Here is a 16142-nt window from a genome sequence, read left to right as displayed (position 1 = left end):
CGCTATCGACCACCAGTTAAGTTTTGGTAACAAGCCCATTTGCGCGCCCGGAAAACATGTTAGGATAGTCGGCATGACTGGGGGCAGCACAATCGTGGAATTTTGGCGCAGCGACGACGACGCGGCAGATGACGGATCACAAGCGGACGAAATTTTGCTGCTGAAACAAGCTGTTCTGGACATTGACGAGGACGAGCCCGTCGGCATTGCGGATCGCACGGCGCAGCGAAGCCGCGTCGCGATCCTGCTTGCGGGCCTGGCATGGCTGGGCTTTGCCTGCTGGGCCGCGGTCGCATCCGGTCAGTGGCGCGGCGGCCCGGCGGTCTGGCCGGCGCTTGTCGCGACCCTGCTCGTGCCACTCATTATGCTGGGCGTCGGCTATCTGCTGCTCGCTCGCAACAGCCGGACGGAAGCGCGTCGCTATCTCGACACCGCGCGCGCGCTTCGCACCGAAGCGGACCTTCTCGAACTGCGGCTCGGCCGACTTGCTGACCAGTTGGAGACCGCGCGGCAAAGCATGCAGGATCAGGCTGCCCTGCTGGACAATTATGGTGCCGCCGCCAGCAGTAATATGGAAGCGTCGGCCGAACTGCTCGCCGGTCGGGCGCAAAGCACGGCCGACCAGGCCGCATCGGCGGAGCGCGCTGGCGCACAGCTCGTCGCGCGGATGGATTCGCTGATCGAGACCATGCCGGAACTGGAAGAGCGCGCAGCGCGGATGACAGCCGGCCTGATGGACAACGGACACGCGCTGTCCGAGCGAATCGACACGCTTGAGGCGCGCCTTCAGGCACTCACCGAATTGTCGGACGATGCCCGCGCACGCACCCTCGCGGCGACGAAAAGCTTGTCGAGCCAGCTTAATCAGCTTCAGGAGTCGACCCGTTCGGCGACCGAGGAAGTCACGGGCATGGCGGATATCGCCGCGAACCGGATCGACGCGACCATCCAGAGCGCACGCTCGGCGATGAACCTGACGCGGACCGATCTCCAAGAACAAGGCGAAGCGCTCGAATCGCTGGTCGGACGGACGCAGACCGGTATCGCGGCGGCGAGCGGCGCCGCCCTTGCCGGATTCAAGCAGGACGCATCCGCCGTCGAAGCGGTGCTGCGACAGCAGCTCGACGTCACGCTCGAACGCGCCCGCGTCATACTGGCGGAAACGGGCGATGGCCTTTCGAATCAGGCATCGACACTTGATGCGCTCATCGAACGCTCGAACAACAGCATTGCGGCAGCCAGCGAGGCTGCCGCCGCCAGCTTCGCCCGCGATGCAGCGGCGGCGGAAAATGACGTGCAACGTCGGCTCGACTCCACGCTCGCGGATGCGCGCGCAGCCCTGGCGGAAACGAGCGAGGGCTTGATCGAACAGGCGTCGGCGCTCGATTCGCTGGTCGACCGGTCGCGTAGCAGTATCGCGGCGATCGGCGTGGATACCGTGGCAGCGCTGACCGACAATATCGGCGAAGTCGAAAGCCGCCTGCATCACCTCAACGACCTCATGGAGGGCCAACGGATACTCGCTTCGGGTCTTCAGGAAAGCCTGACCAGCACAGCGGATATCGCCGAAGGGCGCTTTGCCGCCATGGAGGCATCGGCGCTTGGGCGCACCGAGCGGCTGACCCAGGCGCTGGCGCATCTAACTGCCGAAACCCAGCGAATCGATAATGCGCTGACAGGGGGCGGCGTCACGGCGGAGCGGCTGATCGGCTGTGCCGAAACATTGCTGATGGCGCTGGATTCGAGCGTCCGCGAACTGGACGAAACCTACCCTGCGGCGCTCGAACGGTTCGATGCGCGGCTGGAGACAAGCCGGGTCCTGCTGGGGAGTGCAGCGCCGGAAATGGAGCGGCTGGAGGCGATCTCCGAGGCCCTCGTCGGCCGCACGCAGGAGGCCGAGGAACTGCTGCGCGGCCAGGGACGTCGCCTGACCGAATGGCTCGAAAGCACGCAGGGCGGTCTTGAAGCCAATCGCGCGCAGGTCGAAAATCTGCGCGCCGCGCTCGATCACGCGCATCAGGGGGCGACCCGCATCACCGAAAGCGCCGGCCCCCTGCTCATCACTGCGCTGCTGCGCGTGAAGGATACGGCGGATCAGGCGGCCGAACGCGCGCGGCAGGCTCTGGGCCGGGCCATCCCGGACGCAGCGCAAGCACTGGCGGACGCAAGCGAGGAAGCAATGCGCAACGCGGTCGACGAGCGGGTCACTGCCCAGATCGCCCGACTGGCGGATGTTGCCGAGGAAGCGGTAAAGGCGGCACATCAGGCGTCGGACCGTTTGATGCGTCAGTTGCTGACCATCGCCGATACCAGCGCAACCGTGGACAAGCGTATCGAAGAGGCCGAACGGGCAGCGGAAAATCGGGATCGCGACCATTTCTCGCGGCGCGCCGCGCTGTTGATCGAATCGCTGAACAGTACGGCCATCGACGTGGCGAAGATTCTGTCCAACGACGTCACCGATTCCAGCTGGTCAGCCTATCTGAAGGGTGATCGTGGTGTCTTCACGCGCCGCGCGGTGAAGCTTCTGGACGCGGGGGAGTCGCGCGAGATCGTTCTTCATTATGACGAGGACGCGGAATTTCGTGATCATGTGAACCGGTATATTCACGACTTCGAATCAATGTTGCGGGTGATCCTGTCGGCGCGCGACGGCAATGCGCTGGGTGTCGCTATTCTCTCTTCCGACATGGGCAAGCTGTATGTCGCGCTGGCACAGGCCATCGAACGGCTGCGCCAATAGGCCGTCAACGCCGCCCGATGCCGATCGAACCCCGGTAAGACCGCGCGGACTCAGAGCGTCGTCCGGCCGACGCTCTCATGGCGATGCACGCGCAGCCCTGACTGCCCTAAGGAAGGCAAGAGGGTGAGCGCGTCTTCCGCCGATCGTCGCCCGGTACGCCACCGGTCGGCAAGGGTGTCTGGCGAAAAATCGAATGGCTTGGCAAAGCCCGCCTCCTCCCGTCCGGCACGATAGTGCAGGTAAAGCAGGTCGACCCCTGCCCCCGCTTCCCCCACCACAGCGCCGCCGGATATCCGCGACCGCCACTCCCATTCGCGCTCCAGCGCCGCGAGACGCATTCGGGTCTGCATACCGAACATCAGGTCGAGCGAACGCTCCACCACCCTGTTGAGCGCCGTAGGCGCCGGCCCGCCCGGCGTGAAGAGATCGATCGCAAGACAAAGGGGCTCCGGGGCGCCATCACGCGCCGGACCGATTTCGGCTTCGAACGGAACGTTGCAGCACAATCCCCCATCGGCGAGCAGCCGATCGCCGATGCGCACGGGTTCGAACGCAGTCAAAAGGCTGGCGCTCGCCAGAATATGCTCCACTCCGATCCGGTCGCCTTTGGCCGTGTCGAAAAAGACCGCCTCGCCCCTTTCGATGTCGGTCGTCGCCGCACAAAATCTGATGTCGCCCCGATTCAGCCGATCGAAATCGATCCACCGGTCAAGCGTTCTGGTCGCTAAGCTATTGTCGTAGATGCTTTTCCCCTTGCCGCGCCCGGACAAAATGCTGCGCAGGGAAAATAGCGACGGGACCCCTATTAAGGCGGTCGTGCAGGCATTGGCCCAGTTTCGCGCATTTCGCACGGGGCCGCTCGCCGCCAGCCCAAATGGATCGATCCACGCGCTGGGAAAAGTTTCGACGGATACGGCATCCCAGAAAGCGCGCAGTTGCGGAACGCGATCGGCTGGCGCGTTGCCGGCCACGATCGCGCCGTTGATCGCTCCGATCGAAGCGCCGGAAATGGAGCGGATCGCTATATCGGGCCGTGCCAGCAAATGCTCCAGCGCACCTGCTTCGAACGCCCCCAATCCAACGCCGCCTCCCAATATGACGGATGCACTCGTGGAGGCGGGTTTTTGTCCCTGCTGCGGCTTGTTCATTTCGACCAAATAAACTGTCCTTTCGTGAATCGCGGCTTTATCCGCGCTGATCGGTCGGCCTAGGCGGCCTTCCGTTCCTGCGATCGCGGATCGTAATAATTGGCGAACTCCTGCAGGGCTCGGTCGAGCGAAGGTAGGATCGTTGCCCGCTCGGAAGTGAGCGGCACATAGCCGGGGCGCGGGGCGCGATAATCCAGTACCGCCGCAGGCATCGCTCGCACCAGATCGGGCGACAGCGAAAGCTGCGCCGCGATCCGCGTTGCAAAGGCGGCCCAGGACAGGGGCTCGGCATTGCTCAGGTGCCAGAGACCGCTTTCCGAGTCGATCAGCAGGTCCAGCGCTGCATGGACGAGGTGCGGCACATAGGTTGGCGTAATGACGAGATCGGATGCGGCGAGAAATGGGTGCCCTTTGGACAGGGTTTGGGCCACAGCATGGGCGAAATTATACGCGTCGTCCGGCGAGAAGAAAGCGGCCGTCCTGACGATCAGATGGGAACCCGGCAGGGCGAGGACTCCCTCCTCCATCCCGGCTTTGCTTCGGCCATAGACGTTGAGGGGCGTCGTCGAGTCGCTTTCGACATAGGGCGTCGATTTCAGACCGTCGAAGACCAGATCGCTCGAGAAGTTGAGCGTCGCTATCCCGCGTCGGGCGGCCGCGCGGCTAAGGCCGATAGCCGCAGTCATATTGGCGGCATGGCAGGCGTCGACCGCATCCTCCGCCTCGTCGACGCGCACCCACCCCGCCGCATTGACCAGCGCCCATGGCTGATGCCGGTCAAGCGCCGCTTCCACGCGCCTCTCATCCTCGATATCGAGCGCGCGGCGATCCGTAAGCACGAACGGAATGTTTCGCTGGTCGCATATGCGGGCGAAGGCGCGACCCAGCGTTCCGGTAGCGCCACAGATCAATAGGGGGCGAACGTCAGGCGTCGTACCGGTCGAGCGAGCCGCCTGATGATCCTGCAGTCGAGCCGGGCGGTGGACGACCGGGTGGACAAGCCGCGTCGGACGCCGCCACCAGCCGGCAACCGTCGACAGCGGATGCCGCGCGGTGCCGGAGGCGAGCGCTCGCATGAGCGGGGCGAGCGCGGTTGGCCGCGGGCTGGGCCCGCTGACGTCGAACACGCCCGGCTCGTAGACGCCAGGTTCGGTCAGCAACGTGTTCCAGCCGCAACTTCCCAATAGCGACCATGCCGTCACTGCCCGAATGTCCACGCCGCACTGGCGCAGATGAACGGCTGAGTCCCACGCGTCCGCGAGCCATCGCAATTGTTCCTCACGCGTGCAGCCATTATGCACTTCGGTAATCGCGATCGGGATGCCGTATCGATCCCACGCTTCCTGCACGACTCCGGCCAGTCCCGCTGGTGGTGGCTCCAGCACCCGTATCGCTTCGACATCGGCATAGAGTTGCCGGCCGTTGCCGCCATGAACATGTCCGGGATAGCGCTGTAGCCGATGGTCGAGAAAGCGATCGCTGGTGAGATAGTGGTTGATCCCGATCATGTCCGGCGGGCACGGGGCATCGGCGATCGCGCGCAGCCGATCCTTCAGCCCATGACGCGCGATATTCCGCCACAACGGGTGGTCGGGCGTGACCCGGCCGCAAAGCAGGTCCCACGTCGCCCATCGCCGCAGATTATCGAACGCCGCCTGTTCGCGAACGGCCACCGTGGCGAAGGTCCGCCCCAGATCCTCGGTCTGGATGAGCTTCGCCGCAGGATTGACGGCACGGATCGCGCCCATCGACAGGCGCACGCCGTCGATCTGGTTGAGAAACGCGCGCCAGAAGGAGCGCTCGTCGCGATGATGCGGATACCAATGTCCGTACAGGGCGGAGAAACGCGCGGTGGTGAGCGGTTCGTTGACCGGCGTCCAATCCCCGATCCACGGATAGCGCTCCGCTGCCAGCCGGGCATGTCCGGCAAGACCCGTTGCAAAACCCTCATCATCCAGCAGGTGGGTATGCGCAGGCCCGCTGCCATGATGGACGAGGCCCGCGATGACCCGGATACCCTGATGACGCAGCGCGTTCAGCTGGGTGTCCATCCATGCCCAACCGCGCGCGCCTTCGGCCATATGTTCCCATAGCACCGGATAGCGGATCGCTTTTATGCCCAGATCGGCGAAGAGCGCCAGATCATTGGGCCGAGCCGCATGGCCACAGCGATCGAACTGATCGATAAAGGCTTCGCCCACGCGGTTGACCGTACATTCCGGTCCGCCCCACAGCTCAATGTCCGTTGGCTTCATCGTGCGTCTCCCTGCGTGCGCGCGGCGACCTTACACCTCTTAACTGAGGTTTACCCCCGAAATGATCAAAATATAACATGGATCATATCAATATAAATGGCGTAAAATTGCCGGAACTTCCACGAGATCGCGGGAGTTATGCTCGCGTTAATCCACCAGAAAGGTAACCCATGGCCAAGCTTGACCTTCGCACGTCAATCTTATTGTCGAACGACGTAAAGGCCAGTCGAGGTTTATTACTTTGCTTTAGCCATCTTCGTTGGAATTTTGTCTTTCAAAGGCCGCAGCATTTGATGAGTCGCTTCGGCCGTGATTGGCGGATATTATTTTGGGAAGAGCCGAATTACGGATCGGCCGAGCCGCATCTCGCCATCGATCTTTGCGCCAAAACGGGCGTGACCATAGTCACACCACATCTGCCGGCCGGCTTGGACACTATCACCGAGTGCGGAATGTTGAAGGCGATGCTGGACGAGGTGGTTGCGCAAGCCCCGGAAGAAAAGCTGCTTCGCTGGTATTACACGCCGATGATGCTGCCGTTTTCCGAACATATCGCCGCGGATTGCGTCGTGTATGACTGTATGGACGAGCTCGCCAATTTCCACGGCGCACCACCCGAATTGCTGCCGCTGGAAGAGCGGCTTTTTCATCAGGCAGACCTTGTCTTTACCGGAGGCTATAGCCTTTACGAGGTAAAGCGCAATCGCCATGGCAGCGTTCACGCCTTTCCATCGAGCGTCGATGTAAAGCATTTCGGCAAGGCGCGCGACGCGGGTGCCGATCCGGCCGACCAGCCGCACGCCATCGGCCCCCGGCTTGGCTTTTGCGGTGTCGTTGACGAACGCATGGACCTCGACCTCCTCGCTCATCTCGCCGACGCCCGGCCCGACTGGCAGATCGTGGTCGTGGGCCCCGTGGTGAAGATCAGCGAAGGCGATCTGCCCCGCAGATCCAACCTTCACTATCTTGGCGGCCGGTCCTACGACCAGCTACCCGATTATATGCGTGGTTGGGATGTCGCGCTGATGCCGTTCGCCATCAATGACGCGACCCGATTCATCAGCCCGACCAAGACGCCGGAATATCTCGCCGCCGGCTGTCCCGTCGTGTCGACGCCAATCGCCGATGTGGTGCGCCACTATGGCGAGATGGAGGCTGTCGGCATCGCGGGAACGCCCGATGGCTTCGTGGAAGCGTGCGATGCAGCACTCGCTCTTTCCAGGCAGCGGGGGTGGCTGGCTCCGGTCGACGACGCGCTTGGGTCGAACAGTTGGGATCGGGTTCAGGACTCCATGGCGACGCTGATCGAGGATTCTGTCGCGCGCAGCCGCCATGTCCATCCGGTGGTTTCACCCACTGGCTCGTCGGGTGACCGGCCACAATCCTATGATGTGATGGTCGTCGGCGCGGGCTTTGCCGGCGCGGTCATGGCCGAACGCCTTGCGGCCGATGGCGGCAAGCGCGTGCTTGTGGTCGACCGCCGTCCCCATATCGGGGGCAATGCCTATGACCGGCTGGATGATGCGGGCGTTCTGATCCACCAATATGGACCGCATATCTTTCACACCAATTCGGCCGACGTGTTCGATTATCTGTCACGCTTCACCGAATGGCGGCAATATGAACATCGGGTGCTGGCTTCGGTCGGCGACAAGCTGGTGCCGATGCCGATCAATCGAACGACGCTCAACCTACTGTACGGGCTGGACCTGCGGACCGAGGAGGATGCCGCGGCATTTTTGGCGAGCCGGGCTGAGCCGGTCGATGTGGTTCGCACGTCCGAGGATGTTGTTATCGCGGCTGTAGGCCGGGAACTCTACGAGACGTTCTTTCAGGGCTATACCCGCAAGCAATGGGGCATGGACCCGTCGGAACTCGACAAGGCCGTCACCGCGCGCGTGCCGACCCGCACCAACGACGATGATCGCTACTTTACCGATCGCTTCCAGGCGATGCCGAACGAAGGCTATACGCGCATGTTCGAGCGCATGCTCGACCATCCCAATATCGACCTGCTGCTCGGCGTCGATTTCTGCGAAGCGCGCGAGGCTTATCCCCATGCGCATCTCGTCTTTACCGGCCCGATCGACGAATATTTCGGCTTTTGTTACGGCAAGCTGCCCTATCGATCGCTGCAATTCCAGCATGAGAGTTTCGATCAGGAGCAATATCAGGCGGTAGCGGTCGTAAACTATCCGTCGACCGCCGTTCCTTATACTCGCGTCACCGAGTATAAGCATCTGACCGGCCAGGAATGCAGCAGGACGAGCATCACCTACGAATATCCGAGCGCCGAGGGCGACCCCTATTATCCCATACCTCGCGCCGAAAACCAGATGCTCTTCAAACGCTATGAGGCGTTGGCCCTGGCTCAGCCGGACGTCAGCTTCGTCGGACGGCTCGCGACGTATAAATATTATAATATGGACCAGGTCGTGGGTCAGGCACTGGCAACCTACCGGCGGTTTTCAACCCGCAATTTGGAAGCCGACAATCGAGGCACCAACGCTGCGGCGGTCAAGGCAGCCTGAACTTCTGCATCCGGCACGAATAGTCCGTGCCGGATGTCAGGCTGTAGGGATGCGCCCGCGTGCCGCGCTGGCGATCGGATCGTTTAGGATAACCCGTCCGGAGGAACTTTACCCAGGTTAGCATGATTAGGCCGCTCCTGCCCTGTCCGGCTGGAACGCGCCCGTTCGGTAAGGCGTTTTGGTCCTTAATCGAAAAGCGATCCATAATGACAGTTGATGGTCCTTTCCTGCTGGCTGAACCCTTGCGCCTGTTGTCGCGAAACATCTATCGCGGACCAAATCTGTTCAGCCGCCTGCCGATGATCAGGTTGCTCGTCGATCTCGGCGGGCTGGAGGATTTGCCGACGGACCGGCTGCCTGACTTCACGGACAGGCTGCTGGCCACACTTCCTGGGCTGGCCGAGCATGGTTGCAGTTGTCGCGGGCTGGGCGGCTTCCCCCGACGGCTGCGGGACGGCACCTGGATCGGCCATGTGATCGAACATGTCGCGCTGGAATTGCAGAGTTTGGCGGGCAGTCCGGTCACGCGCGGCAAGACCCGGTCGGTTGCCGGCCGTCCGGGCGTCTACAATATCCTGTTTACATACGGGAACGAGAAAATCGGCCTTGCCGCCGCCCGCGCGGCGATCGATCTGGTTACGGCCTTGCTCCCGACGCCTTTCGACAAATGGGATGGCGCCAAGCTTTTACCCACGGCCTTCGCCGATCAACCGCTGGATCTGGACGCCGTCACGAACGGTCTCGTGGCGTTGCGTAAGGCGTCCGATCTCGGGCCAAGCACCGCTGCCCTGGTCGAGGCCGCGCGCAGGCGGATGATCCCGGTGACGCGCCTCGATCAGCATGGCCTCATCCTCTTCGGGTTCGGCAGCCGGCAGCAGAGGATCAGGGCCAGCATCACCGGACGGACGTCTCAGATCGGGGTTATGCTGGCCGCTAACAAGGACGCCACCAAAGGCCTGCTCGCCGCCGCTGGCCTGCCTGTACCTGCCGGAGTCATCGTCCGATCCCGCGAAGAGGCACAGGCCGCCGCCCGAAAAATAGGCGGCACGCTTGTCGTCAAGCCGCTCGATGGCAATCATGGCCGCGGTGTCAGTACCGGTCTGCAGTCGGCAGAGGAAATAGGCGACGCCTTCGACATCGCGGCGTGCATTAGTGCCCGGGTCATCGTCGAGCAGCAATTGCCGGGGAATGACCACCGAATCCTTGTGGTGGGCGGGAAAGTCGTCGCCGTCGCGGAGCGGGTTCCCGCCCATGTGACAGGCGACGGCATCCATTCCATCGAGGCGCTGATCGACCAGATCAACCGCGATCCCCGGCGCGGCGTCGGCCATGAGAGCAACCTGACCCGGATCAGGGTCGATACTGCCGTCGAAGACATGCTGAAAAAGCAAGGATATCGTCTGTCCCACGTTCCGGTGGCGCAAAAAACCGTGTTCCTGCGCGGCACAGCCAATCTTTCGAGCGGCGGTACGGCGATCGACCGAACTGACAATATTCATCCCGACAACGCGATGGTGGCGCAACTGGCGGCGGCGGCAATCGGGCTCGATGTCGCCGGCATCGACTTCCTGTCTCCCGACATCACCCGATCGGTGCAGGAAACCGGGGGCGGCATCGTGGAAGTCAACGCCGCTCCCGGTTTCCGCATGCATCTTGCGCCGTCGCAGGGCGTGGGGCGCGACGTCGCCGCGCCCGTCCTGGCGATGCTGTTTCCAAAGGTCGCACCCTCGCGGATACCGATCGTGGCGATCACCGGCAGCAATGGCAAATCCACCACCGCCCGTATGGTCGCAACGATCCTCCGATCGCAATATCCTACCGTCGGATTGACCACGACCAGCGGCGTTTACATAAATGACTTGCTGATCAGGGCCGGCGACGCCAGCGGACCCAAAAGCGCGAGGATGCTGCTGCAAAATCCTGCAGTGGATGTCGCTGTTCTCGAAACCGCGCGCGGCGGCATTCTGCGCGAGGGGCTCGGGTTCGATTATTGCTCAGTCGGTGCGATCCTGAACATCAGCGAGGACCATTTGGGTATCGGCGGCGTCGATACGCTCGATGATCTGGCAGCGGTCAAATCCGTCGTCATTCGCAGCGTCGCCAAACGGGGAGCGGCGGTCCTGAACTTCGACGATCGCCGCACGCGCGCGCTTGCACGGCGGAGCCGTGGCCGGATCATCTGGTTCAGCACCAAAGCCTCGCAGGACCATCCGACGCTCGCCGCTCATCTTCGGGGTGGCGGCCGCGCCCTCCTGCTCGACAGCAGTGACGGTGAGGCGCGGCTGTGTCTTCGCCAAGAGGAGCGTTCGACCTTCATTCTCGCGGCGCATGAAATTCCCGCGACGCTCGGCGGAGCCGCCGCCTTCAATGTCGAAAATGCGCTTGCCGCCAGTGCCATCGCGATAGCATTGGGCGTGGCGCCCGCCGCGATATCGTCCGCGCTGCGGGGCTTCACGTCCGACTTCGCGGACAATCCCGGCCGCTTCAACGTGCTGGACGATCATCCGTTCATGGTCATCATCGATTATGCCCATAATGTCGCCAGCATGCGGGCGCTCGGCGATTGTCTCACGCAGTTGAAGGGCGACGAAGGAAAAACCATCGGCATGGTCAGCATGCCGGGCGATCGGCGGGACGAGGATATCGTCGATATGGGCGCGGTCGCGGCGCCGATGTTCGACCGGATCGTGTTCCGTGAGGGCCCTGATGGTCGGGGCCGGCCACGTGGCGACGTCTTGCGGCTGCTGGAACGGGGGGCGTTGAAGGCGGGCGCTGAGCCCGGCCGGATCGACTTCGTGCTGGAGGAGCATGACGCGGTGCAGGCCTGCCTCGCCATGGCGGCTCCAGGCGATCTTGTGGTGCTTTTTCCGACCCGGATCGATGAAACCTACAGCCAGGTGAAAACATTCAGGCCTGCCGATGCTGGAAAAAGGGAGACGCTTGATGTCGACGCATGATGGCGCATGGACGATCCTCGTCCATGGCGGGGCGCGCGCGATCCCGTACGAGGATCGCGCCCTGTTCGCCGACGGATGCCGTGAGGCGGCAGCGGCAGGCGGTCAATTGCTCGCGGCAGGAAGCACTGCTCTGGACGCCGCCGAAGCGGCCGTGCGTGTATTGGAGAATTTGCCCCAGTTCAACGCCGGCACCGGCTCGGTCTGCAATTGCGAAGGCGACGTCGAAATGGATGCGGTGATCATGGATGGCGAGACTCTTGCCATAGGTGGGGTCGCCGCGCTTCGCGGTGTGCGCCATCCTGTGAGCGTGGCGCGAGCGCTACTCGATGAAGTCCCCACGCTGCTCGTCGGCGACGGGGCACGTCGATTTGCCGATCGGCTTGGCGCGGAGGCAGCGCTCGATTGTCCAGCGTCTCCCGCATCGGCGAATTCGGGCGGCTGCGATACGGTGGGATGCGTCACGCGCGACCAGCGCGGCCATGTCGCAGTAGCGGGTTCGACCGGTGGCCTGGAGGGCAAGATGGTGGGCCGCGTCGGCGACACCCCCCTTCCCGGCTGCGGCCTTTATGCCGACGACCATCAGGGTGCAGCCGCATTGTCCGGGGATGGCGAACATATTTCGCGAGGAATGCTCGCGGCGCACGCCATGTTCGCGCTGCAAAATGGCGGGCCGACCGCCGCCGCCGGCCTTGCCATCGGAAAGTTGTCACGGACCGGGGGCGAGGCCGGCGTCATCGTCGTCGACCCGGCAGGCGGCTTTGGCGTCGCCCATAATAGCGAATGTTTTTCGATCGCGGTGGCGGCGCACTGGATCGACGGCGTCCGGGCGGGAACGCATGCGGATGAGCTGAAGGAATATTATTCATGACGGCTACATGCGGCCCACTCATTATCATCGGGGGTCATGAGGCAAAGGAGGGCCAGCGCGTCATACTCAAGGCGATCGCCGCCGCCGTCAAAGGCAAGAAGCTGATCATCGCCACCATCGCAAGCCATAAGCCCGAGGGATATTTCGAGACTTACCATACCGCATTTGCCGATCTTGGGGTTGGGGAAATGGTCGAACTTTACATTCATGATCGCGCGGAAAGCCATGACGATCGAGTCCGCGACGCGTTCCAGGATGCGGGCGGCATTTTCTTCACCGGCGGCGACCAGTTGCGCATATCCAGCCAGATTGGCGATACGCCGATCGAGGCGATGGTGCGCGATCTGCACGCGCGCGGCGGCCTTGTCGCCGGCACGTCGGCCGGTGCGGCGGCGATGAGCGAGATCATGTTGGTCAAGGGAGCGAGCGGCGAGACTCACCGGATCGGCGATCTGCACATGGCGCCCGGGCTGGGCCTCGTTTCCGGCGCGATCATCGATCAGCATTTTGCCGAGCGCGGCAGGATCGGGCGTCTGCTCGGCGCAGTCGCGCAGAATCCGCGCGTGATCGGCGTCGGGATAGACGAGGATACGGCGATCATCGTGACCGACCAGAGTTTCACTGTGATCGGGGCGGGAGCCGCCTATGTCGTCGATGGCTCGGGCGTCACCCGGTCGAACATATCGGAAGCGCGACCCGAAAGGACTTTATCCATGCACGACGTTCGCCTGCATGTGTTGAGCGCCGGGGATATGTTCGACATTGGCCGACGCAGGCCCGGCCCGCTGTCCGACACCGACCGGGCGGATGAACAATCATGATCCAGCGCCTGCTCGACGGCCCAACGGTGCCATACGATAAGGCCGGCCATGAGCGGTCGTCCGCGCTGCTCAGTCTCCTTCGCTACCTCTATGCGATCGAGTATCGTTTCGTGACCATCAGCCCCGCCAGCCATCGGCGTGTGCTGGCAAGGCGCGTCGGGCAGCCTGGCCATAGCCTGCACGACGTGCTGGGCTGGAGCATGCCATTTGGGCCGGGCACGATCGATCCGCAGGTCGAAAGCCTGCTTCGCAACGCCGGCGCACTGGATGAGGCGGGTTCGGGGATGTACCGGTCACGCGTGCGGGTTTCGGCCGTTCACCACAGGCTGTTCCTGCATTCGGCCTATCCGACGGATGCCGAAGACGCCGTCTTCCTTGGGCCAGACAGCTATCGTTTCGCCGATCTTGTCAGCCGCGAACTGGCGCGAACCCCGCTCGCCCCGGCAGCGAGGATCGTCGACATCGGCACCGGCTCAGGCGTTGGGGCGATCGTTGCGGCCGACATGACGCCGGCGGCCGAGGTCTTCATGACCGACATAAACAGCCGCGCCCTCGAACTGGCGCAGGTCAATGCGCAGGCTGCTGGCCTTGCCATAACCGCGCGTGAGGGGCGCAATCTGGACGGATTTGATGGACTGGTCGACCTCGCCATCGCAAATCCGCCCTATGTCATCGATCCCGCGCGGCGTGCCTATCGGGATGGGGGCGAGCAAAAAGGCGGGCAGATCTCGCTGGAAATGACGCGTTCGGCGTTGAGCGCGCTCAAGCCCGGTGGGCAGTGCATTCTTTACACTGGCAGCGCGATCGTCAATGGCGCCGATCTTTTGAAAGCAGCGCTCGTTGATCTCGCGATCGAGCTGGACTGCCGCCTGCGCTATGACGAACTGGATCCCGACGTCTTTGGCGAAGAACTCGAAAATCCCGACTATCAGGACGTCGACAGGATCGCGGTCGTGGCCGCCATCATGACGAAGCCCTCAGCATGATCCGGCAAACGGCCGAAAGTTGATGGCGATCAATATGATAGTGAGGAACCGCCCTCACGATCCATCCGTTTTACCGGCATGCAGCACAGAGAGGATCGCATGATCACCCACCCGGCCTTCGATCAACGCGGGCAAGGCTCCCAGTTCCTGACCGATAGCTTTCAGCGAGGTCTCGCGCACTGGAACCGCGAACGGCTTGCGCCGCAATTTCCGGACGATGACTGGCGGCCCACGCTGGAACGGGATGGCCGGATGTTACGGCTTGAAGGCGGGTTTGTCGAGGAATTGCGCGCCGAGATAGTGTCTCGCGCCGCCGAAGCGCCGACCGACCCCGACGCTTTCATCCTATGGTTCGAACAGCTCAAGCAGGACGGTCCGGGCCAGGGAGACCCCTTGTTTCCCTGGCTGTCCGAGGAGGCGTCGCGCGACGAACTGCGCTGGTTTTTCGAGCAGGAAGCGGCGGGCGAAGCCGGCTTCGACGACCTCGTCGCCTATACGCAGGTAAAGCTGCCCCCCGCTGCCAAGCTGGAGTTGGCGCGCAATTATTGGGACGAGATGGGCCGAGGGAACAGCAAGGGCATGCACGGCCCGATGCTGGATGATCTGGTTGAAACGCTTGCTGTTAACCCCGTGATCGAAAACACCGTCTGGGAAAGCCTCGCACTGGCCAACGCGATGACCGCCATGGCGACGAGCCGGCGCTACGCCTGGCATTCGGTGGGCGCGCTGGGCGTGATCGAACTGACCGCGCCTGGCCGATCGGCGCTGGTCGCAAAGGGCTTGCGACGCATCGGCCTAAGCGTTCGGGAACGTCGCTATTTCGACCTGCATGCCGTGCTGGACGTCAAACATAGCGCGGACTGGAACCGGGAAGCACTGCGCCCTCTGGTCGCGGAAGACCCACGTCGCGCCACAGCCATTGCCGAAGGAGCACTGATGCGGCTGCTGTGCGGCCAACGCTGCTTTGCTCGCTATCGCGGCGCCCTTTGGGATGGCGCGTAAGACCAATCGGATGCTTAAAAAGCACCCGATCGCGGTGGCGGGATGATATCTTCGCCCGAGCCGTGGCTTTCGAACTGGCTAGCCTCGACGCCGGTCGGCGGTGCGCCGCCCCCGCCCACGGCATCTGAATCATAATCCTCGTCACCCGTCGTCGTCCCGCCCGCGTCGGCACCGCTCCCGTGAACAGGGCCGCTGCCGGGACGAGCACGCTGGCCAAGGCTGGTCTGATCCGCTGATGCCGGCCCCGCGCTACCGGCCTGAGGCGGAGCGGGATCTTCGTCATTGGACCTATGAATCAAGCGTCGCTCAGTCATCGGACTGAGCCACGCCATTGCGGTTGTCGTCGTCCCCGACCTTTTTTTCGCCTAGATGGCCAGTGCCATGATAGGCCATGCCGGTCTGACCGCCATGCCCCAGAAAACCATCGCGATCCTTGGGCGTGTTTTCATCATAATGGTTGGGATAGGGCGCGCCGGCGCTTTCCCCGCCCGGACTGTCGGCACCCATGTGAAGATTGCTGACACCGTCGGGCCTGCTAGCCTTCGAGACATTGGGCGTGGGCGGAGGGACGGTTTGGTCCACGGCAGGCTGGCCGCGCCCTACATCAGGCCCACGAGAGTCCACGAAAGCGGTGCCTGACACTAGTTCGACTTGTGCATCCGTCCCCGGCAGTGGGCGGCGCTGCTGGTCTCCCGCCGGACTTTCATCCGCCGCCTTCTCGCCACGCCAGCCCTGAGTTGGAGGCGGCTCATTGTCTTTTATCGGGGAGCCTTGCCCCTGCAAAAATGCGTTCTGGTCGTTCATGGGTTCACTCCTTTGCGACAGCCAGCA

11 protein-coding genes are annotated in these 16142 nt (G+C 63.1%); 7 read left to right on the top strand and 4 right to left on the bottom strand.

Going from position 1 to position 16142, the window contains the following annotated elements; all coding sequences use genetic code 11:
- The first annotated feature begins 73 nt into the window (after positions 1 to 73).
- Entirely contained in the window at positions 74 to 2743 is a 2670-nt protein-coding gene (locus WG907_RS11310; protein WP_340232869.1) for a coiled-coil domain-containing protein, read from the top strand.
- Between the two features lie 50 nt (positions 2744 to 2793).
- Here WG907_RS11310 and WG907_RS11305 read toward each other — a convergent pair whose 3' ends face one another.
- The gene (locus WG907_RS11305) at positions 2794 to 3891 is read right to left on the bottom strand and encodes a patatin-like phospholipase family protein (RefSeq protein WP_340233058.1); all 1098 of its coding nucleotides are present in this window, start codon (positions 3889 to 3891) and stop codon (positions 2794 to 2796) included.
- A 59-nt stretch (positions 3892 to 3950) separates the two neighbouring features.
- Positions 3951 to 6146, bottom strand: coding sequence for an SDR family oxidoreductase (locus tag WG907_RS11300; RefSeq protein WP_340232868.1), 2196 nt, complete (start codon positions 6144 to 6146; stop codon positions 3951 to 3953).
- 293 nt (positions 6147 to 6439) lie between these two features.
- Here WG907_RS11300 and glf point away from each other — a divergent pair, with 293 nt between their 5' ends.
- The 6 genes from glf to WG907_RS11270 all read left to right on the top strand — a co-directional run bounded on the left by glf (position 6440) and on the right by WG907_RS11270 (position 15311).
- The gene (gene glf, locus WG907_RS11295) at positions 6440 to 8677 is read left to right on the top strand and encodes a UDP-galactopyranose mutase (RefSeq protein WP_340233056.1); all 2238 of its coding nucleotides are present in this window, start codon (positions 6440 to 6442) and stop codon (positions 8675 to 8677) included.
- Between the two features lie 206 nt (positions 8678 to 8883).
- On the top strand, positions 8884 to 11634 hold the full coding sequence (gene cphA / locus WG907_RS11290; protein WP_340232867.1) for a cyanophycin synthetase: 2751 nt from the start codon (positions 8884 to 8886) through the stop codon (positions 11632 to 11634).
- Positions 11621 to 12502, top strand: a complete 882-nt coding sequence (locus WG907_RS11285; protein WP_340232866.1) for an isoaspartyl peptidase/L-asparaginase — start codon at positions 11621 to 11623, stop codon at positions 12500 to 12502. The genes cphA and WG907_RS11285 overlap by 14 nt, the downstream gene beginning before the upstream one ends.
- Positions 12499 to 13323 (top strand): cyanophycinase, encoded by an 825-nt coding sequence (locus tag WG907_RS11280; protein ID WP_340232865.1) that lies wholly within the window; start codon positions 12499 to 12501, stop codon positions 13321 to 13323. Before WG907_RS11285 ends, WG907_RS11280 begins: the two co-directional genes overlap by 4 nt.
- Positions 13320 to 14309 carry a methyltransferase gene (locus tag WG907_RS11275; protein WP_340232864.1) on the top strand — a complete coding sequence of 330 codons (990 nt, stop codon included), beginning with the start codon at positions 13320 to 13322 and terminating at the stop codon, positions 14307 to 14309. The genes WG907_RS11280 and WG907_RS11275 overlap by 4 nt, the downstream gene beginning before the upstream one ends.
- A 99-nt stretch (positions 14310 to 14408) precedes the next feature.
- A complete protein-coding gene (locus WG907_RS11270; RefSeq protein ID WP_340232863.1) occupies positions 14409 to 15311 on the top strand; it encodes an iron-containing redox enzyme family protein in 903 nt (300 codons plus the stop codon).
- A 14-nt stretch (positions 15312 to 15325) separates the two neighbouring features.
- On the opposite strand, the gene WG907_RS11265 is transcribed toward WG907_RS11270, so the two are convergent.
- Positions 15326 to 15610: a hypothetical protein gene (locus WG907_RS11265; protein ID WP_340232862.1), complete on the bottom strand. Its 285-nt coding sequence runs from the start codon at positions 15608 to 15610 to the stop codon at positions 15326 to 15328.
- A 7-nt stretch (positions 15611 to 15617) separates the two neighbouring features.
- On the bottom strand, positions 15618 to 16115 hold the full coding sequence (locus WG907_RS11260) for a hypothetical protein (RefSeq protein ID WP_340232861.1): 498 nt from the start codon (positions 16113 to 16115) through the stop codon (positions 15618 to 15620).
- Positions 16116 to 16142: the final 27 nt, after the last annotated feature.

This window comes from Sphingobium fluminis, from assembly GCF_037723805.1.
In the GTDB taxonomy this organism is placed as follows: Bacteria; Pseudomonadota; Alphaproteobacteria; order Sphingomonadales; family Sphingomonadaceae; genus Sphingobium.
Note: the sequence above shows the minus strand (reverse complement) of the source record. Positions and strands in the feature narration are given on the sequence as shown.